At 50.1% G+C, this 20818-nt stretch carries 16 protein-coding genes, 1 tRNA gene and 1 pseudogene; 4 read left to right on the forward strand and 14 right to left on the reverse strand.

What is annotated here, in order from left to right; translation table 11 throughout:
• Window positions 1-396, forward strand: a complete 396-nt coding sequence (locus KDN34_RS14825) for a DUF2391 family protein (protein ID WP_212594480.1) — start codon at window positions 1-3, stop codon at window positions 394-396.
• Between the two features lie 11 nt (window positions 397-407).
• Here KDN34_RS14825 and KDN34_RS14830 read toward each other — a convergent pair whose 3' ends face one another.
• From KDN34_RS14830 to fdhD, 3 genes are all read right to left on the reverse strand, one after another.
• A complete protein-coding gene (locus tag KDN34_RS14830; RefSeq protein WP_212594481.1) occupies window positions 408-842 on the reverse strand; it encodes a hypothetical protein in 435 nt (144 codons plus the stop codon).
• Between the two features lie 332 nt (window positions 843-1174).
• Complete coding sequence (locus KDN34_RS14835; protein WP_212594482.1) at window positions 1175-2152, reverse strand: NAD(P)H-quinone oxidoreductase; 978 nt, start codon at window positions 2150-2152, stop codon at window positions 1175-1177.
• Window positions 2153-2357: 205 nt separating this feature from the next.
• The gene (fdhD, locus tag KDN34_RS14840) at window positions 2358-3194 is read right to left on the reverse strand and encodes a formate dehydrogenase accessory sulfurtransferase FdhD (RefSeq protein ID WP_212594483.1); all 837 of its coding nucleotides are present in this window, start codon (window positions 3192-3194) and stop codon (window positions 2358-2360) included.
• Between the two features lie 139 nt (window positions 3195-3333).
• Here fdhD and KDN34_RS14845 point away from each other — a divergent pair.
• Window positions 3334-3428, forward strand: a tRNA-Sec gene (locus tag KDN34_RS14845).
• A 114-nt stretch (window positions 3429-3542) separates the two neighbouring features.
• Here KDN34_RS14845 and selB read toward each other — a convergent pair.
• The 6 genes and pseudogenes from selB to KDN34_RS14875 all read right to left on the reverse strand — a co-directional run.
• Window positions 3543-5306: pseudogene (gene selB, locus KDN34_RS17520) on the reverse strand (selenocysteine-specific translation elongation factor); the annotation flags it as partial.
• Window positions 5303-6724, reverse strand: coding sequence for an L-seryl-tRNA(Sec) selenium transferase (gene selA / locus KDN34_RS14855; protein ID WP_212594484.1), 1422 nt, complete (start codon window positions 6722-6724; stop codon window positions 5303-5305). The gene selA and the pseudogene selB, both read right to left, overlap by 4 nt.
• Before the next feature lie 344 nt (window positions 6725-7068).
• The gene (locus KDN34_RS14860) at window positions 7069-9375 is read right to left on the reverse strand and encodes a S9 family peptidase (protein ID WP_212594485.1); all 2307 of its coding nucleotides are present in this window, start codon (window positions 9373-9375) and stop codon (window positions 7069-7071) included.
• A 124-nt stretch (window positions 9376-9499) separates the two neighbouring features.
• Complete coding sequence (locus KDN34_RS14865; RefSeq protein ID WP_212594486.1) at window positions 9500-11005, reverse strand: DHA2 family efflux MFS transporter permease subunit; 1506 nt, start codon at window positions 11003-11005, stop codon at window positions 9500-9502.
• 3 nt (window positions 11006-11008) lie between these two features.
• Window positions 11009-12226, reverse strand: a complete 1218-nt coding sequence (locus tag KDN34_RS14870) for an efflux RND transporter periplasmic adaptor subunit (RefSeq protein WP_212594487.1) — start codon at window positions 12224-12226, stop codon at window positions 11009-11011.
• Between the two features lie 33 nt (window positions 12227-12259).
• Window positions 12260-12727 carry a MarR family transcriptional regulator gene (locus KDN34_RS14875; RefSeq protein ID WP_212594488.1) on the reverse strand — a complete coding sequence of 156 codons (468 nt, stop codon included), beginning with the start codon at window positions 12725-12727 and terminating at the stop codon, window positions 12260-12262.
• 198 nt (window positions 12728-12925) lie between these two features.
• Here KDN34_RS14875 and yegD point away from each other — a divergent pair, with 198 nt between their 5' ends.
• Window positions 12926-14278 (forward strand): molecular chaperone, encoded by a 1353-nt coding sequence (gene yegD / locus KDN34_RS14880; RefSeq protein WP_212594489.1) that lies wholly within the window; start codon window positions 12926-12928, stop codon window positions 14276-14278.
• Here the strand turns inward: yegD and KDN34_RS14885 are convergent, their stop codons facing one another.
• Window positions 14279-14911, reverse strand: a complete 633-nt coding sequence (locus KDN34_RS14885) for a 2'-5' RNA ligase family protein (RefSeq protein ID WP_228730361.1) — start codon at window positions 14909-14911, stop codon at window positions 14279-14281.
• Window positions 14912-15163: 252 nt separating this feature from the next.
• On the opposite strand from KDN34_RS14885, the gene KDN34_RS14890 reads away from it, so the two are divergent.
• Window positions 15164-17908 carry a M14 family metallopeptidase gene (locus KDN34_RS14890; RefSeq protein ID WP_212594490.1) on the forward strand — a complete coding sequence of 915 codons (2745 nt, stop codon included), beginning with the start codon at window positions 15164-15166 and terminating at the stop codon, window positions 17906-17908.
• 357 nt (window positions 17909-18265) lie between these two features.
• Here KDN34_RS14890 and KDN34_RS14895 read toward each other — a convergent pair whose 3' ends face one another.
• From KDN34_RS14895 to KDN34_RS14910, 4 genes are all read right to left on the reverse strand, one after another.
• Complete coding sequence (locus tag KDN34_RS14895; protein ID WP_228730362.1) at window positions 18266-18505, reverse strand: hypothetical protein; 240 nt, start codon at window positions 18503-18505, stop codon at window positions 18266-18268.
• A 757-nt stretch (window positions 18506-19262) separates the two neighbouring features.
• Entirely contained in the window at window positions 19263-19652 is a 390-nt protein-coding gene (locus tag KDN34_RS14900; protein ID WP_212594491.1) for a hypothetical protein, read from the reverse strand.
• A gap of 153 nt (window positions 19653-19805) precedes the next feature.
• Window positions 19806-20183 carry a hypothetical protein gene (locus tag KDN34_RS14905; protein WP_212594492.1) on the reverse strand — a complete coding sequence of 126 codons (378 nt, stop codon included), beginning with the start codon at window positions 20181-20183 and terminating at the stop codon, window positions 19806-19808.
• Between the two features lie 153 nt (window positions 20184-20336).
• The gene (locus tag KDN34_RS14910; protein ID WP_212594493.1) at window positions 20337-20681 is read right to left on the reverse strand and encodes a hypothetical protein; all 345 of its coding nucleotides are present in this window, start codon (window positions 20679-20681) and stop codon (window positions 20337-20339) included.
• Window positions 20682-20818 lie beyond the last annotated feature (137 nt).

A 20818-nucleotide genomic window follows, 5' to 3' on the forward strand; every position in this document is an offset into this window, starting at 1 on the left:
ATGAACTTTCATTTCAATAGTGAAGACCTCGGGCAGATCAGCATTGGGGCCTTTGCGTTGTCTGTGCCCATCGCTTTTTCACAAGAAGCCTGGGATTTAGCTGCAGCACTGCCACTGGGGAATATGATCTTAGTGGTGTTACTCAGCTTGGGATTTATTGCGTTATTTGCGTATCAGAGCGTGTTCCAGGCACGGATCCGCACCCGTATCGCCGTCTTTTTATTGCGGATTGTGTTGGCCTACACCTTGACGCTTATCATCGTCAGCATCGTATTGCTGGCATTAGATAAATGGCCGTTACTGAGCGAGCCCTATCTGGCGCTGAAGCGGACATTGCTGATTGCCATGCCCGCCTCAATGGGCGCCATCATAGTCGATAGTTTTGATAAGGAATAACTGACTGACGATTACTCTTCGTAATCGTCTTCATCATCCCAGCTATCATCGCTGTCATCTTCGAAATCATCGCCGACAACATCACTACCACTCTCTTCATCGTCATCAAGCTGCGGTTCCGGCTTAGCTTTGCGAGCAGGCGCAGTATCCTTGATGTTCGCCAGATTGATACGCGCAGAATGTTTCTGCATGAATTCGTTTCTGGCTGATTTCCATGCACCACCAAATTCACTTTCAGCGGCTTTCAGCTGTTCGTCACTCAGTTCGTGAAGGTTAGGCTTCACCATATCTTCCACATACTCCACAATGGCTTTACGCTGAGTGTTGTACAGGTAGATACGGCCCGCAGAGGCCTCGGGTAACTGATTGTCATGGATGACGATGGCGTTTCCTCGCGCGGTTCTCAGCTCGCCATACCAAACTTGTTTTTTAGCAGTGTTATACATATATGCCAATACCCTTAAATCAACACATATACCAAATTAATAAATCAAAAATGCGCACGTTAACCGAGGTTTTCCGTCCACAGGAATGCGCCCACAACCACCGGGGTCAGCCAGTGCGTATTTTTGCAGAATCTTTTACAGAATCAATGGCGAAAATGGTGATTTAACAACCAAAAATGACAGTATTCACACCGTATTTTTCGGCCATCTGGCGTCAAAAGGGAATTTAGCCTAAAAAGCCGCTAACGCAAATGAATTTGTGCGAGAAATAACTATTAATTGCTATCGGCGGCGAATTTTACGCTATTGGTGAACAAAAATTGAATTTTAGCTTAGAGCGCTAACATCACTTTGCCAACATGCGTGCCCGCTTCCATCAAACTGTGCGCTTCTGCCACTTGCTCCAATGGATAGACTTTATGGATCGTGGGTTTTAACATGCCGCGTTCCAATAATGGCCAGACCTGGTGCCGCAATTGTGCGGCAATTTGCGCTTTCGCCGCCACGGTTTGTGGTCGCAACGCTGAACCGGTCCAGACAATCCGTTTAAACATCAATAGTGCGACATCAACCTCTGCCATACGGCCACTACGGGTGGCAATAGACAACATGCGGCCATCCATCGCCAACACTTTCAGATTGGCATTGATGGTCTTGCCCGCTGAAATGTCCAGCACCACGTCAACCCCGCGGCCCTCAGTAAATGCCAAGGTGGGCTCAACAAACGCATCATCGTGATAATCGAAAGCAGCATCCGCCCCCATCGCCAGACAGTAATTGCGTTTCTCTTCCGTACCACTGGTTGCAATTACCCGACACCCAAACGCCTTAGCCAGCATCATGGCAGCAGTGCCAATACCACCGGAACCACCATGCAGCAACACGGTTTCACTGCGCTTTAAGGCTCCGCGCATAAACAGATTGCCCCACACAGTAAAAAAGGTTTCCGGTAGCGCTGCAGCCTCGGTCATACTCCAACCCTGAGGTACTGGCAGACAATGCCCGGCCCAGGTAAGTACGTACTCACTGTAGCCACCTCCCGGCACCAAGGCACACACCCGATCGCCTACCTGCCAGCGGGTTTCGCCCTCAGCAATGGCGGCAATCTCGCCAGCCACCTCCAGCCCGAGCACCGGCGAGGCATCTGGTGGTGGTGGATAATTTCCCTGGCGTTGAAACAGATCAGGACCGTTAACGCCAGCAGCAACTACTTTGATCAGTACCTGACCAGTCATCGGTTCAGGCACAGGCACATCTGCCACATATAACACACTAGGCTCACCAGGGGTGTCGAACGCTACCTGTCGCATCTTACTTCCTTTTTTATGCTGTCACTGTTAACGCTACTGTAGCAGTGAAGCAGGAAAAACGTCAGGTCCCGGCAGAAAAAAGCATTGGCAAGATAGTCACCTGCAAAGAATTGTCAGGTTGCCATCGGCAAGTATTGCCGCTAACGGCCGAAGGGAAATTATGCGGACAGCAGGACTGTCCGCAGCGTGTGGGGACTAACGCAAGTTATATTGCAGCAGCTTCTTGCAACCGGGCACCATGTTGCAAACGATGCGGATGACTATAGATATTGGCACGGCTGTTACGGCAAAAGCCGACAAGGGTGATATTACTTTTTTCCGCTAACTCTGCGGCGAGTGCAGTGACAGCCGACATCGCGAATAAAATGCCGATATCGGCACTCGCCGCCTTTTGCACCATCTCAAAACTGGCACGGCTTGTTAACAAAACTGCCGCAGGCTTTTCTGCATTCCGTCGGGAAAACGCCCCAATCAGTTTATCCAGCGCAATATGTCTACCAATATCTTCATAAACATATATCACTTCACCTTGATTATTTAATCCGAGCGCGGCGTGAGTTGCCCCAGTTAATTCAAAATTGGTTTGTTTAGCTTTTGCCTGTTCTAAAATACCTGGCAAATAATCCATATTAAAAACTGCATCTGAATCAACAATTTTAATTGGCTTCACCGCGTCGTCCAATTGAGCCACCCCACACAATCCACAACCAGTACGCCCAGCCATACTGCGCCGATGTTCCTTTAAATCCATGAAGCAACGCTGGGTAATTTCGATGTGAATAATGATGCCATTTTCCACATGTTCGATATCCACACCTTTGATTTCATTAACATTTGAAACAATTCGTTCAGATAATGTAAAGCCGATAGCAAACTCTTCCAGATCACGCGGACTGGCTAACATTACCGTGTGTGAAATACCGTTATAGACCAAAGCAACTCGCACTTCATTCGCGAGTTTATCGGTTAATTCGGAACACTTATTGCGCTCAATAAGGGTGATATTTTTTTCAACTACAACATTTTGATTATTATCGTACATAAGCACCCCATGAACTACCATTTATTAAAAACAAGTGTGCAAAAAATTAAATTCTTATCTTGATCACAAAGGACAGATGAAAATAAAAGTTTCATTGAATTATCGTCCTTCATTAATTACTATCCGGTTGTCCTCTTGAGGAAGAACGTCGTCTCCGGTGAGGCGTCCGGACTTCAAATCCGGGTGGGGCTGCCAGCAGTCCTGGGTAGGTTCGACTCCTATGTTCTTCCGCCACTCCCCGTGGTCCCGAAACAACTCACCATCGCGAATATCCCGACTGTTAGAACGGTACTTGCGGCGGGTAAAGCCACTGCGGTCAAAAAATTCCAGTAACTGAATCGCCACCTTACGACCGAGTCCCACCATGTCCTTAAATTCCGCGGTTTCGAGTGCATCATGGTAACGAAAATGCTCGCGGATGGTATCGGCGATCTCACACAATCGAAAATTGAGCATGTAACGATCTTTAAGGATGGCGCAGATATAGCCCTGCTGGACCAGTTGAATACACAATGGACGGATATTATCAGCGTCTGCCGCCAGCGCTTCGGCCATGTCCGTCACCCATACCGGCCCGGATTGCTGGATTAACCAAGGCAGCAACTGTTGCCAGAAGGTCAGTGCCGCCGCCGAGAGTTGCTGTTTGTGCTGCGGCAAGTGCAGCATAGTGCCACGATTCAGCAACCGCCCCTGTTGCATCAGTTGCTCCATCACTGCCTTGGCCACTGCTTCAGGCAATGAGCAATGGCACATACGTAGCAGCCGGCTCAGCCCCACCCCTAATTGATCAGGGGCTTGCTGATGATATTCCGCCAACACTTCGATAAAACGCTCGGCTTCCCGGTCCAGTAATGCCGGCGCCACCAACCAATGTGTAATTATTTGCAGTCCTGCTTGCGCTAACAGTTGCTGCAATCCCGGCTCACTCAACTGCCAGCGCCAGATGACTTCGCTCACCGGTAATGCGGCAGTGGTTGCCAGTTGCTGCAATGCGATAACAGCATCGTCGGCTTGTGCCAACGCCCACAGCAACTCCAATCGTTGCGGCGTGCGTTTACGGCGATTCGGCACGCTGAGTGCCAGTACCCGACCCGCGCCCAACGTCTGCTTGCCATTGGCATGGCGCAAGATAATCCTGTCGTCTTGGCACAGCTGCAATGGTTGCGCCAGGACCAGTTCTGCCAATTGCTGGCCTTGGGGACCCGGCTCACCTAATAATGACAAATGTGCCAATGTGTGATCAGCACCATGATGACAATGCACACTTTGCCAGTGTCCCACCGGTTGACTGGCAGCGACCACCACTACTGGACGGTCACTGGGCTCCGGCAGCGCGATGCTACTCAGCCAGTCGCCGCGTTGCGGCGGACGATTATTATCAGTACCGGTGAGATTCAATGCCACGCGGTTACCCGCCGCCACTGACGGTGTCTCCTGCCCTTGTGCATGAATGGCGCGGACCCTTAAGCCACCTTTTTGCGCAGAGCTATATAAGGTATCGCCAATCTTCACTTCGCCACTGATCAGGGTCCCAGTGACCACACATCCCGCACCTTTCACCGTAAACGAGCGATCCAACGCCATGCGGAATAACTGTTGCGGTGAAGGCTCATCAGCCGAGAGCGTGTAAATATGTTGCCGCAGCGCATCAATGCCATCGCCGGATACCGATGACACCGGAAATACGCCTTCTGCCGTAAGTCCGTAAGACTGAAGCAACTGCGCAGTTTCACGGATAACGTCGGCCTGACGTGCAGCGTCTACCAAATCGGTCTTGGTCAGCACCAAGGTGAGACTTTGTAGTGGCAATAATGCCAGAATGTCCAGATGGTCACGGGTCTGTGGCATCACCCCGTCATCACAAGCGACAATCAGCAATGCATGACGGGCATGACTGACGCCCACCAGCATATTATTGATAAATTTTTCGTGCCCCGGCACATCGATAAATGCCAGCCGACTGCCATCCGGTAACGGCAAAAACGCATAGCCGAGATCGATGGTCATGCCGCGGCGTTTCTCTTCCGGCAGACGGTCAGCGTCCATCCCGGTGAGCGCCTGGATCACCGAGGTTTTGCCATGATCGACATGGCCGGCGGTGACAATAATCATAACGCTGCCCCCGAGGCTTGCAGGTCAGCGAGTAACGCATCAAAATCATCGGCACCGCGCAGATCCAGCAACAGCTGCTCATTGGCAATCCGGCCAATCACTGGGCGGGTGGCGGTTTTGAAATGCCGCTCCAGCGTCAAAATAGAGGCACCATTTACGGCACTAAATGCCAGCGCCACCGACGGCAGGAAAGTATCTGGCTGTGAACCACTGCCCACTTGAGTGTTGCAATCGATGATCTGTAACGAGTAAGCCGGCGCATAAACCTTGGCAAGCGCAGTTTGCAGTCGCTGGGCTTGCAACTGTAACTCGCCCTGAGTGCGCGCGAACTTCTTCATGATCGGCAGTTCACGATCCAACGTTTCTGGCTTGAGATAGTGGCGCAAGGTGGCTTCCAGTGCCGCCAGGATCAGTTTGTCACAACGCAGCGCCCGCTTCAGCGGATGCCGTTGGATATCGTTTATCAATGACTGGCGCCCGACAATCAGCCCTGACTGCGGGCCACCCAATAATTTATCGCCGGAAAAACTCACCAAATCCACACCGTCTGCCAGCATCGCCTGCGGGGTGGGTTCCTGTTTCAGTCCGAAACGGCGCATATCCGTCAGCGCACCACTGCCGAGATCTGACAGCAATGGGATAGCTCTTTCCCGGCAGAGTTTGCCCAATAACGCTTCATCCACGGCGGCGGTAAAGCCACTGATATGGTAGTTACTGGTATGCACCTTCATAATGGCGCCAGTATTTTCGGTAATGGCCGCTTCGTAATCGCGCAAATGGGTGCGGTTAGTGGTGCCAACTTCCACCAGCGTACAACCGGCCTGACGCATAATGTCAGGAATACGAAACGCGCCGCCAATCTCTACCAGCTCACCGCGGGAAACGATCACCTCTTTACCGGCAGCCACCGCCGATAGCATCAAAAGCACCGCCGCCGCATTGTTATTCACCACGCAGCAGGCATCCGCGCCAGTGAGACGATGCATTAGCTCGCTGATGGTATTGTCGCGATGGCCGCGCTTACCGGCTTCCAGCTCAAATTCCAGCGGCGTCGGATAACGCATCACCGAGGTTACCGCCTCGATAGCCGCTTCTGACTGTTGTGAACGTCCAAGATTGGTATGCAAAATGGTGCCGGTCAGATTCCATACCGGTTGCAGGCTATGGCGATGACTCGCCTGCAGTTGATCAGCTAAATACTCGAAAATACTCGTCGCAGAATCGAGCCACTGTGGCAGTTGCTGACGGCTGGCAATTTCACTACGTGCAGCAGCCAGCATCTGGTTTAACGCGAGTTTGAATTCAGCCTTACCGTAGCGCTGCAACAAGGGTTGTAATGCATCCTGGCTGAGCAAAGCGTCCATGGAGGGAAGCGCTCGATAGAGCTTTTCCGGGGTATCAAGTACTTGGGTCATCATCTGTCACAACTAGCAAAGGATAAAGGAGAGAGCCAACGGCCCATCCCGGTATATTCCAGGCGATCATGCCTAAGATTCTGACGCCGACAGCAGAGCGTAACGCTACCTCAGTTTGGCATCACCACAGTTAGTACACCGTGTAGCGCTATAATGCCACTGTGTTCAGCTCAAACTGCAATGCAGGTAACGCTATCCGGATTATTGATTTCTATATTTCGGCCAAATTGGACAAAGTGTCGCGGCAGATTTGCCATCTGCCATGATACGGCCGCAGGTCACGCCTTCACCGACATAAAAAAGCAGCGCCACTAAGCGCTGCTTTTTACTGTTAACCCAGAGCCAATTTATTGGGCGGGTTTAAGCAGATATTTCTCGAAGAAGTCGGTCTTCAGCGTCTGTCGATGCAACGTCGTCCCCTCGCCTTCTTTGAGCGCGTGGGTACGGTTGGGGTACGACATAAACTCAAACTGCTTGTTGTATTTCACCAGTTCGTTGATCAGCTCTTCCGTGCCCTGATAATGCACGTTGTCATCACCGGTGCCATGCACCAGCAGTAACTTGCCTGTGAGGTTTTTGGCAAAGGTGATCGGTGAGCTCTGGGTGTAACTATCCGGATCAGTTTTCGGATTGCCAGAGTAACGCTCCTGATAAATGGAGTCATACAGACGAATATCCGCAACCGGCGCAAATGCCGCGCCGACCTTGAACTTGTCACCATGGCGGAACAGCAAATTCAGGGTCGAGCTGCCTCCACCTGAATGGCCCCAGACACCCACGCGTGCGCTATCTACCTGGGGCCAGCGTTTGGCGATGGCATCCAACGCATCTACCTGATCCCGTACCGTAATGATGCCGATTTTCTTATAGATAGATTTACGCCATTCGCGACCTTTGGGGGCGCGGGTACCGCGGTTATCGACTGACACCATGATAAAACCATGCTGTGCCATCATGCTGGACCACAGATAGTTATCGCCGCTCCAGACATCCTGCACGGTTGAACCCCAGGGTTCGCCGTAGACGTAAAAAATAATCGGGTACTTTTTGGATTTATCCATATGCGGCGGAAACATCACCCACCCATCCAGCGCTACACCGTCACGCGCCTTCACCTGGAAAAACTGATGCTGCGGCAGATCCAGTTTGGCCAGTTTGGCTTTCAGTTCGGCGTTATCAGTCAGCGCTTTAATGGTGTTATGGCCGTCGACTTTGATGATTTCGCTGGAAGGCGGCACATCAAAGCGGCTATAAGTGTGCATTGCCAGACTGCCATCTTTGGAGATGTAGTAACGGTTATTGCCACTGAAATTTTCCGGGGTTATGCGAGTAACCTTACCGCTGCCATCAAGACTGGCCTTAAACAGATAGCGTGCCTCCGGATGGTTCGGTGAGGCAGTAAAATAAAGGCTGTTGGTAGCTTCATTCAGTGTCAGCAGGTCGACTACATCGTAGTCCCCTGGTGTCAGGTCCACCACACTTTTGCCATCACGGGAAACCCGGTACAGATGACGCCAACCGTCGCGTTCACTGTGCCAGATAAAATGACGGCCATCTTTTTCCCACTCGGCCGGATAGTACCACTCCAGGAACGCATCATCATGCTCGGTCATGATGGTGGTCAGCTGTTGTTTCTGCCAATCGAACAAACGCAAAACGTTGGTATTCTGCGGCCGATTCACATCCTGGATCAGCACTGCTTCACTGGTCCCCGCCCAACTGATACGTGGCACGTAACGGTCACGATTGTCACCAGGTAATGGTGCCCAGCGGGTTTTTCCGTCTTGCACATTCACCACCCCGATGCGCACGGCAGAATTCTGTTCACCGGCTTTCGGATAGGGGAACTGGGTGATGGTTGGATACAGCCCCGCGGTGTTATTGATCATGGTGAATAACTTCACACCACTGCTATCAAGCTGCCAATAGGCGATATTCTGACTGTCGGGGCTCCAAAGAAAACCATCCTTGATGGTGAATTCCTCTTCATAGACCCAGTCAAAATGGCCATTGATTAAGGTATCGCTACCATCATGAGTGAGCTGTGTTACTTTGCTGCTGCCCAGCGATTCCAGGTAGATATTGTTATCCTGAACATAGGCGACACGTTTACTGTCAGGCGAGAACTTGGCAAACATCAGCTTCTTGGCGGCAGGTTGTGCGCCCCCGAGCTGGTACAGTTTGTTGCTCTTGAGATTCAGCACCCAGAAATCGCCGCGAGTGCGGCTGCGCCACACCTTCTGCCCATTAGTGAAAACTAACAACCATTGGCCATCATCTGACCATTGGTAATCTTCAATGGTAAGCGCTTCTTTGGCACCTTGGGGGGTTAACTGCTCCAGCGACACCAGCACTTGGCGACCGCTGCCATCAGCTTTATAAAACACAATGTCACTGCCTTTGACACCATGTTCCTCTTCACCTGCTTTTGGCTTGGTTTCGGCTTGTTTGTCACGCGGTTCCAGCACGGTATAACCGCTGCCGTCATCCAGCCAGCGGAAATAAGGCGCACGTTGCGGTTCGAATTCCTTGTCCTGGTAAATACGTTTGAGGGTGAGTTTAGCGCTGGTATCCTCCGGCGCTACCGAAGAGGCACAGCCACACAGACTCAATAGCATAGGCGCCACACATAGTAGAGATTTATAGATATTCATCGGATTTATTATTGAATTTATTATTGAAACAACAAGCTATTCATTAACACAAAGCCGATATTGTATACAGCCTCTGGTGCCTGAAACTTCGTTAGCAGATGTGTACCGTCCCTGGTGCACACGCTTAATGACTGCGAAAGAATGGGGGTTTGGCGAACCAGATAATCACCATCAGCCCAGCAAACATCCAGCCGAGCAAGGTGAAATAGTCGATGGTGGACATCATTATCGCCTGTTGCTGTAGCAACTGTTCAATCTGCGCCAGATTACTTTGGGTAACGCCGCCCATCTGTTGCAAATAATGTTGTGCCTTGTCGTTCAACAGACTGATGTTTTCGCTCAGTTGCGCCCGGTGGAAAATCTCTCGGCGATCCCACAGCCAGATACTCAGCGAAGAGGCAAAGCTGCCCCCCAGCACCCGCAGAAAGGTAGCGAGTCCGGAACCATCGGCAATCTCGTGGTGTTCCAGATTTGACAGCAAAATAGTGGTCAGCGGCATAAAGAACAGCACCACCCCGATGCCCATAAACAGCTGTACCAAGGCTACCGAAGCAAAGTCTACTTGCAGATTGAACCCGGCACGCATGAAACACGATGCGCCGATCACGATAAACGAGCCGGTCACCAGCAATCGCAGATCAAACTTGTGGGCATATTTACCGATAAGCGGCGAAGTCAGCAGCGGAATAATACCCATCGGCGCCGCCGCCAGCCCCGCCCAGATCGCGGTATAGCCCATGTTGATCTGTAACCACTGCGGCAAAATCAGCGCGATGGCAAAAAACGCTGCGTAACCAAACACTAACGCTATGGTACCAGTGGTAAAGTTGCGATCGCGGAACAGCGACAGATTGACGATCGGATGATCACTGGTGAGTTCCCAAATCACAAATGCCACCAGCGATACCAGCGATATCAGCCCCAAGGACACGATAAAGCTGGATGAAAACCAGTCGAGATCGTTGCCTTTATCCAGCATGATCTGCAACGCGCCCACCCCGATCACCAGCAGCGACAACCCGCCAAAGTCGATGGGATTACGCACTGTGTCTTCCGGGCGTTCCCGCAGCTGTAAAAACACCACCAGGGCGGCAAAGATGCCGATAGGCACGTTGATGTAAAAGATCCAGCGCCAGGAGTAATTGTCAGTGATCCAGCCGCCAGTGATCGGCCCGACAATCGGGGCCACCACCGTGACCATCCCAATCAAAGCCAATGCCAACCCCCGTTTGTCGCGCGGGAATATCGCCATCATCAAAGTTTGCGACATCGGAAACAGTGGCCCGGAGAAGAAACCCTGCAATGCCCGGAACAGGATCAATTCATTCATCGAATGCGCCATACCACAAAGAAAAGAGGTGATGGCAAACATGATCACAGAACCTAGGAACAGCTTGGTTTCGCCAATGGTACGCGACACCCAGCCGGTCAGCGGCAACGCAATCGCATTACACACCGCAAAGGAAGTGATCACCCAGGTACTTTGGTCGGAGGACACCCCAAGGTTACCGGCAATTGTCGGCAACGCCACGTTGGCAATGGTGGTATCCAGCACCTGCATGAAGGTCGCCAGCGACAACCCGAGTGTCGCCAGCGCCAGATTCTGCGGCCGGAACTGATAGTTATTCATCCGTTAGTTGCCTTTGGTCTCAGCGACGACTGCACTATCCGTGGTGATACCATTTTCCTTAAGGATCTGCTTCACCAGCTGGTGTGCCTGCTGTAACTGATCGTCATAGATATCAGTGCTAAACCGGGGTTTGCTGACTGGGGTTTGTGCCAGCAACGGCCCATTTTCATCTTGCAGATGTACCGTGACCATGGTTGACAACCCAATCCTCAGCGGGTGTTGTTTTAGCTGCTGCGCATCATCTAGCACTACTCGCACCGGCAACCGCCGTACGATTTTGATCCAGTTACCTGTGGCGTTTTGTTCTGGCAGCAACGCAAACGCACTGCCGGTGCCGATCCCCAAACTGGCGATATGCCCTTTAAAATGCACATTATCACCATACAGATCGGCCACGATATCCACTGGCTGACCGATCCGCATTGCCGCCATCTGACTTTCTTTGAAGTTAGCGTCAACCCACACCTGTTCCAGCGGCACCACCACCATCAAAGCGGTACCGACCGACAGTTGTTGCCCGACTTGGACCGCACGTTTAGCGATGTAACCGGACTCCGGGGCTTTGATTTTGGTGTATTGCAGATTGAGATAGGCGTTTTGTAGCTGTGCAATGGCGCTCTTGATGGCCGGATGATTGGCAATAGTGACGCCTTCAGTCAATGCCAGTTTTGCATTAAGTGACTGTTTTACTGCATTTAACTGATTCTCGGCTGCTTTCAGACTGTCCCGATAATGGGTCACTTCCTCTTCGGAGATCAGATTCCGTTTTGCCAGTTTTACCCGCCGTTGATAATCCGCCAGCGCTTGCTGATAAGTGACTTGCTGCACCTGCACCTGCGCTTGATAGTTGTCGACATCGTTATACAGACCGCGGGTCTGGCGCACCACATTGGCCAGATTCGCTTCGGCACTATCCAGCGCAATTCTGGCGTCACTCGGGTCAAGAGTCACCAGGGTCTGGCCTTTCTCGACATAATCGCCTTCATCGGCAAACACCTGAGTCACACTGCCGGCAATCTTCGGCGCAATTGAGATCAGATTGCCCTGTACATAGGCATCATCAGTCTCTTCATAAAAACGGCCATATTCCTCTTGATAAACGTAAGCGCCCAAACCTGCCCCCATGATCACCAACAGCAATCCCAGCAGATATTTTTTACGTTTGCTGGGTTTTGCTGACGATACTGCGGCCGACTGTTTTTCTGTTGTTTGCTCAACCATAAAAGTCTCGTTCGATATTCAGATAAAAAGGAGTTATTCCGGTTGCTGCTCCAGCACGCCACCGGCAGATAAAAGTTTGCGCAGCAGCGACTCTAGCTGTGCGATGTCCTGGTCATCCAATCCCAGGGTGAATTCATTCAATACTTGTGCAATCAATTCCGGTAGTTGTCGACACAAAGCCTGGCCGCTTTCAGTGAGTTGCAAGGCTATCTTGCGCCGGTCGTTATCATCTCGAACCCGCTGCAATAGCTGTTTCTGTTCCAGCCGATCTAACATGCGAGTGGTGGCACCCGCGTCGATGGATAACCGCTGACTGAGCACGCTGCAACTCTCAACATGATCACGGTGGACCAGCATCAATACCTTGAATTGTTGTGCCGTGATATCCAGCGGCAGCAGATGCCTTGTCAGTACCCGATCTTTATGTTGGTTCACTAAGTGCAACAGGTGCCCCAGTGAAAACGGATTTTGTTCAATTTTGCTTGCGGTAAAATATGCCATGTCAATATTTGCCTAGGCAATTAAATAAAAATGAATATACGCCGCGGCGATACATGATGCAACCGCCATAACTCTGCATCGGCCATATGACCAGGAATAATCGCTAGGTTATCGATGAATGCGCAGCGGTAACCGTGGCATTTGGCAAGGATTTGCGTTAGCTTATGCGGCTTTCTTTGCCGCGCTAATGGTGCATTCATGTTTATCGGGTTTGATTACGGCACATCTAACTGCTCAGTCGCGCATATGGTGAATGGCGAGCCGCAGCTGCTACCACTGGAAAATGCCAGCCACTATTTGCCATCAACACTGGCGGCGCCGACCCGCGAATCCGTTTCCGAATACCTGTTTCGTCATTATCAGATCCAGCCGTTAGATGCAGTTGGTCAGCAGTTGCTGCGCCGTTCTGTCGCAACGAACCGCGAAGAAGGCATCAACCTGCACGCGGAAGATTTGCTGTTTGGTCAGGCGGCACTGGAGCTGTATCTGGCGCATCCGCAAGACCTGTATTACGTCAAATCACCGAAGTCATTTCTGGGTGCGATGGGTTTGCATGAGGTGCAACTGAGCTTTTTTGAAGATCTGGTGTGCGCCATGATGGCCAACATCAAACGGCGAGCAGAACAGATCAGCCAGCAAACGATTGACGATACAGTGATTGGTCGGCCGATTAACTTCCAGGGCAGCGGCGGCGAAGCATCCAACCATCAGGCAGAAAACATCTTGCGCCGCGCCGCCACCCGTGCCGGATTCCGGCAGATTGAATTTCAATTCGAACCGGTCGCTGCCGGGCTGGAATATGAAGCCGGGCTGACACAGGAACAAACCGTATTAGTAGTCGACATCGGTGGCGGGACTACCGACTGTTCACTGCTACAGATGGGCCCCAACTGGCGCAAGAAAAAAGACCGCAATGACAGTCTGTTGGCACACAGCGGCCAGCGCGTTGGTGGTAACGATCTGGATATTCATCTGGCATTTCGTCAGTTAATGCCACACTTCGGCTTGGGCAGTTTGCTGGAATCCGGGCTGGAGATGCCGATGAAACAGCTGTGGAATCCAGTGGCAATAAATGATCTGTCCGCACAAAATGATTTTTATGGGCAGCGCAATCTGGCAGAGCTCAAACTACTGCATAAGGAAGCGCAACAACCGCAGAAACTGGCTCGCCTGTTACAGGTGTATCACGACACGCTCGGCTACAGTTTGGTTCGCCGTGCCGAAGAAGCCAAAATCGCCCTGTCACAACAGCCGGAATTTCACAGCACACTGACATTAGCAACGGAAGCGCTGCCGGTGACCATCCATTACGATGAGATGTTGCAAGCGTTGGATGGCCCCAAACAGCAGATCACTAAGCTGGTACGGGAAGCCTTAACCCAAGGAGGCTGTACGCCGGACGTGATCTTTATGACTGGCGGTTCGGCGCGTTCTCCCGTCTTGCGGCAGGCGGTCGCAGAAGTATTACCACAGGTGCCTTTAGTCAGCGGTAACGACTTCGGCTCAGTCACCGCCGGGTTGGCGCGTTGGGCCGAGGTGTGTTTCGGCTGATTACTTAAATAAGTACTCCGCTAACACCTGACGCTGCTGTCCCCACTCATCAGTGACCCCAATCCCCAAGCCGATAATCTCACCTTCAGCACTGGGGAGGTGTTGCTGCATCAATTGCTGGAATGTCGCCAGTTGCGGATTTTTCTCTGCCGCTAACAGCGTCAAATGTGGCTCAAAATTCTGAAAGACATTGGGGCTACCATAACGCTCGAATGCTGCCAGTTTATCCGGGTAGGCCTTCACCCACGCAGGCAGCACTGGATTCGGATCGCGCAGCGGCGCTAGCGCTAAAGTCACTGCATCTGCCAAGCGTTGCAATGCAGGACTACGCTCCACCTCAATAAAGGCCCAGTTACCTTTAGTCACCGTAAAACCTTTGGCAACCAGTGGCAGCGGCTGATTCTGCTGACTCAATTGCTGTACCGCCTGTTTGATAGCGGCGTCGCTTCCGTCAGGGAAAGCGGTCAGATACAAAGTGATATGTACCGGAAGCCCTTGCTGATAAAAACTTTGCATGCCATAAGTGGCTAACTGCTGGCTGGTGTTACTCACCAACTGCACTATCGGTTTGGAAGGAATGGCATAAACATCCAGCATTTGTGCCGCCTGACTGCTGCTTGCGCCAAGTGACACGGCGACTAGCCAAGCGCATGTGAATAAACGAGTTTTTAGGGACTGCAATCCGTTCACTGTGACTCCCAAATAGCGGTGATTAACGTGGTGATTATAACGGCTTGTGCAATACGGCAACTGTCAGTAAGCATTTCAGCCACTCACCAAAGATAAATTCACCAATAGTAACAACCCCTGACAATATAGCGTTTGTCGCCCCGGTAATTTATCGCTAGCATGATGGCTACATAAATATACTTCTATTTAACAATCATGAAGATACAGAAACTCTTACCCGTGCTATCGCTGGTAAGCGCCATCAATTTTGCCGTTGATGCAGCACCGGTTACCCCACTGACTTCGCCAGTTACAACCTTTGCCATGTGGCCAGGTGCACAATACGCCAGCAATATTCCTACAGTAAAACAAGTACTTGGTTATGATCTTGGCGAGCGCATCACCAATGATGATGACATGCTGCGTTACTTTGATGCACTGGCAAAAGCGGCTCCAGACCGGATCAAAATCTTCAATTACGGCCAGAGCTGGGAAGGGCGCCAATTAATTTATGCGGTGATTGGCAAACCGGCAACCATCGCGCATTTAGATCAATATGCCGCAGAGATGCAGGCATTGGCCGATCCCCGCAAAACCAGCGAAAAGCAGGCGCAAGCGCTAATCGACAAACTGCCCTCTTCCGTGTGGCTGGAACACAGCGTGCACGGTAATGAAATCAGCAGCACCGACGCCGCCATGATGACCGCGTATCACCTGCTGGCATCACAAAACGATGCCGTGATAGACAAGATTTTCGCCAACACGCTGGTGTTTATTGACCCGCTGCAAAACCCCGATGGTCGCAACCGTTTCGTGAACTATTACTACCAGACGGTGGGGATGGTACCGAGCAGCGATCGCTTAAGCGTCGAACATAATGAACCCTGGCCCCAGGGCCGCAGCAACCACTACCTGTTTGATATGAACCGCGACTGGCTGGCCATCACCCAGCCAGAAACCGCTGGCCGCATGAAAGCGATGCTGCATTATCATCCCAACATCGTGATCGATCTGCATGAGATGGAAGGCGATTCCAGTTACTTCTTTGTGCCTGCCGCCAACCCATTTAACCCGCATATGAGCAAAGCGCAGATTGCCAACAACACCCTGGTCGGCAAAAACAACGCCAAGTATTTTGATCGCTTCGGCTTTGATTACTTCACCCATGAAGTGTTTGACGCTTTCTATCCGGGCTATGGCGATAGCTGGCCGACCTTCTTCGGCGCGTCTGCCGCCACCTATGAAGTAGCCTCCGCACGCGGCGACTGGTTCCGCACCGCTACCGGCAAAACCATCACCTTCCCGCAAACGGTGCAGAAGCACTTTGTCGCGTCTATTTCCACCGCGGAAATGGCCGCCGACAACCGTAAGAAACTGCTGACCGATTTTTATCAGTATCAGCAGCACGCCATAGAAGCCGGTAAAGATGACAGCAAAGAGCGTACCTTTATCATTCCGGGGGTGCGTGATGCCGCCGGTAGTCATAAGCTAGCGAACTTGATGGCGCGCCACGGCGTAGAGGTCAAACAGGCCGACAAACCATTCAGCGCCTGTGGTAAAGATTATCCAGCGGGCGCCTACTTTATTGATACCGCCCAACCACGAGGCCGTTTTGTGAAAACCACCTTCACTAAGCAGGTGGATATGGACCAGGATTTTCTGAAAGAGCAGGAACGCCGTCGCGCCCGTAAACTCAACGATGAAATCTATGATGTGACTGCATGGTCATTGCCGCTGATGTTTAATATCGATACCGATGCCTGTGGCAAAACCGTGGATGTTGCCAGCCATCAATTAACGGTCGACGCACCTTTGGTGGGCAAAGTCACTCATGCCGATGCCAAAGTCGCTTATCTGGTGCCGTGGGGAGATATGGCGGCGGGACGTTTCCTGACCGCAGCGCTGCAAGCAGGTTTAACCATTAAAAGTGCCGATAAAGCCTTTGTCACTGGCGACAACACTCACTATCCAGCGGGCTCGCTGATTGTGGAAGTGAAAGCCAACCCAGACAATGTGGCCGACCTCGTCAGCAAAATTGCCCATGACACAGGTGCGCAGGTGACCGGCGTTGACAGCAGTTGGGTCAGCGAAGGGCCAAGCTTTGGTAGCGAAAACACCGTCACCATGACCGCACCCAACGTCGCCATCGCCTGGGATGAACCGGTCAGTTCACTGAGCGCCGGGAGTGCCCGCTTTGTGGTAGAACAGGAATTCCACTGGCCAGTCACCGCTATCCGCTCTGACAAATTGGCGAGTGCTAACCTGAGCCATTATCAGGTGTTGATCCTGCCATCTGGCGATTACACCGCGGCACTCGGTAAAAATGGCGCGGCCAACCTGAAAGCCTGGGTCGCACAGGGCGGCGTATTGATCACGCTGGCCGATGCCACTCGCTTTGCCACCCAGCCGGATATCAGCTTGCTGGACGTGAAACAGGAACTGGCCTACCAAGCTCCGAAAGAAGGTGAAGACAAGGCAGCATCTGAGGCAGAAGCCAAGGATGACAAAGACAATCAGGATAACCGCGTACCGGGACAACTGATCAAATCAAAAGCCGAGCTGATTACCTCCATCGAAAATGACAAGGAAACACCGGATAACGTCGCTGGCGTGCTGGCCAATGTCGAAGTAGATCAGGAGCATTGGTTAACCGCCGGGGTTAATCCACAAGTTGTCTCTATGGTCACCGGCCATGATATCTACACCCCAATCAAACTGGCTTCCGGTAAAAACGTCGCCTGGTTTGCCGATGAAAAACATCTGCTCGCCAGTGGTTATCTGTGGCAGGAAAATCTGAAACAGCTCGCCTACAAACCATTTTTGATTTATCAGCCAACCGGTAAAGGCATGGTCATTGGCTACACCGAAGACCCCACCAGCCGCGCCTATCTCGATGGTCTCAACGTCATGCTGATGAACACCATCTTCCGCGCCGCCGCCCACGCCACACCGCTACGGTAATTAAGCATTCAAATGCAAAAATGGGCCTTCATGGCCCATTTTTTTATTCTGAGTTCTGGTTAACGCGAATTTGGACAATTTCGTGTTAAAGCCTTAACTCTAACTCGTCAGTTTCGGATAAAAATTTCTATGGGGTAACACCAAGCTAAAGGGCGCAAACATGTAGGCGATAATCGCGATGCGCCCACATGTTTGCATCCCTGCGACTGAAGGGAGAGACTTAAGCGCCTTGTTAGGCGATTTGCCCAATTAGACCGCATTAATAACCCCTTACAACTAAGAAGAAAATGCAGATAGCGGACATCAGTAGAACGTAAATAATTAGAGGGCCTGCATTACCATTTTTGGCCTCTGACGCTAAATAAGCATTAAACTCTTTTTTACTCTGCCTACGGTCATGCTTGGATGAAAATTATGATTGCCTACTGATGTAATGCCTTCAGTTACAAACTCTTTTTCCGTAGCTAGTGTAGATAAAGGACCAAAGTCTATCGTGCCGTCTGATTTAAGTACATACCAGCTAGAGCCGTGTTTAACAATGAAACGACCATCTGAAACTGAGTATTGACCTGCCTCTATCCTTTTGACAGATGTCATGGTATTCCCTTATCACCTAACGCCACAATAATCGGCGCAAACGCGTGAGCGATAATTGCGAAGCCACCCACGAGTATGCGTCCGGCACCGCAGGTTCGAATTAAATTGGCTTGTTATACGAGTTGTTCACCACATCCTTTACATTTTTTAATCTTCCATCCCCAACCAGGATTTCTACCACAGTTAGGGCACAACGAATATTTGTATGCAAAATATAAGAATATTAGCCCGATAAATTTTAGAGATAATGTAATAATAAAAGGCTCATACTCAAGCAACATGGGCAATATCAGTGCGGGTATCCAGAATAATAAAAACATTACTGTAAGCAGTTTTCTTTTTTTCTGATTTTCAACGTACGTTTCTATATGTGACATAGCTTCCTTACTCGTATAACGTCGCCATAAACGGCGAGCAACTTGTTGTGAATCCAGCGCACGTAATGCGCGGTGTTTAGTGGCCTTTTTTTATAATGCGCCCACGCCAATAAGCTAAAGAAAATAATAGATGGTATTAGAATTCCTAGTATCCATGTAATACATTCAACAATAAAATTTCCTCGTTAGGCTAATTAATTCCGTACTTTGGAAGACGCCCTAAACTAAGAACCTTAAATGAGCACCACCCTATCCAACACCAAGGCCTAACGATAACGCCTAACTCTATTAGTACGAATATAGCTCTAAATATCAAAACTACTGGTCTAAATAAGACTTCAAGGATTTCCATACTGATCCTTAGAACGCATAACGCTTCATTAACTTTTGTTTTCACCTATTTCACAAGATGGTATTTCTGTTGTTTCGATCAAATTAACTTCCCAAAACTCGCTTAAGCTATTTTCATATTGGGCAGTAACTCTATACTTAGTACAAGGTTTAGCTTCTATTGGGAACCACGCTTCCCGTGTTTCTGAGCGCCCTCTATGTTTTTTAGTTGTTTCTAACAGTATTAAATGAGGACCAGGTTCTATGTTTATTTTTGTATTATTTGAGAAGATTTGCTTACCATCGATGACTTTGACCCTAACTTCATAGTTATTATCATCAGAGCTAACCTTTCTTCCACCATCTATTACCGCATAGGGTGTTGATTGGCATCCAGCTAATATTATAAATATGGATAAAACTAATTTTGAAAGTCTCATTTATTCATCCTTAAAAAGTTAACAGCTTATTAGTGCACATTTATCTCATTAGACCAGTAAAAACGCGTATTGTTAACTAATTGTGTCGCCTAGTTACCTACCTAGGCTAGACATGAGGCAAAAATTCCTTAACTGACATCATGTACTGGTAGGTCAGAAGAAAGGTGTAACGGGCAATCGGTGGTGACGATACAATGAACGACTAAACAGAATGTAAAAACCGTAACCAAGTAAACAAATAGCTGCTACAAGGAACATTTTTTGATGTAAGTATTTAAAAATAGCTAAAGCAGTAAGCACATATAAAAATGGCATTAGCTCATAGAGATAGTTGGGAATATTACCAGTTTTCCTACGTTTGACAGGATCTGTTCGCCGATTTTGTGAACGGAGAGAATAGACCCTAGCCCCCAGAACAAACAACACAATCGCACAGAAGTGGGCAAAACTAGATTCAAGCACCATTAAACTTGTACTAGCAACCGCCATGTATCCATAGGGCAATAACTCGTAAAACGATCTGTTGAGCATAAGCACTCCTTTGCTTTAGTTCAATATCTTTGGTCAGGCCTGATATGATCTGATCCAACAATTGTGGACAATATGCAACATTACTAAAATTTGGTCAAATGACAAAGTACCACATGGCGACCGAAACGAATTCCTGAAACGTTTTGGCGCAAATCAGTCAAAAGGTAATTCTGCGTGTCCTGTGATAATTATGCCTGGCGATTCGTAAAAACTGCCGCCAACAATGCGATATGCTGATGCGTTCATCAGTGTTTCTGCATCCCCAGGTTTTATATTCTCGCTATTAGTGGCCGATAGAACCGTTCTAAACCATCGCCCTGATTTTGTAAATGAAGGGTATTCAACTCGGTAGAAGAGCCAGTTTTGGGCACAATTTGGACATTGGTAAAACCAGACGTCGCCATAACGACTATTAGTCATATCAAGACCTAAAAATACGCCGTTACGTTCACAATCCCAAAGTCTGGGCTGCATGCATTCACATTCATCAATTGACATAAAACTTATCCCGAGCCCCGAATTAAGGAAACAATCGTCACTCTGTCGCATTGCTAAATTTTGGTCAATCGTGGATTGCTAGCGTTAAGCTGGTAGATGGTGATGAGCAACACGATTACGCCAAAGGCTTTTCCCCT

Source organism: Shewanella yunxiaonensis, from assembly GCF_018223345.1.
GTDB classification, from domain to species: Bacteria; Pseudomonadota; Gammaproteobacteria; order Enterobacterales; family Shewanellaceae; genus Shewanella; species Shewanella yunxiaonensis.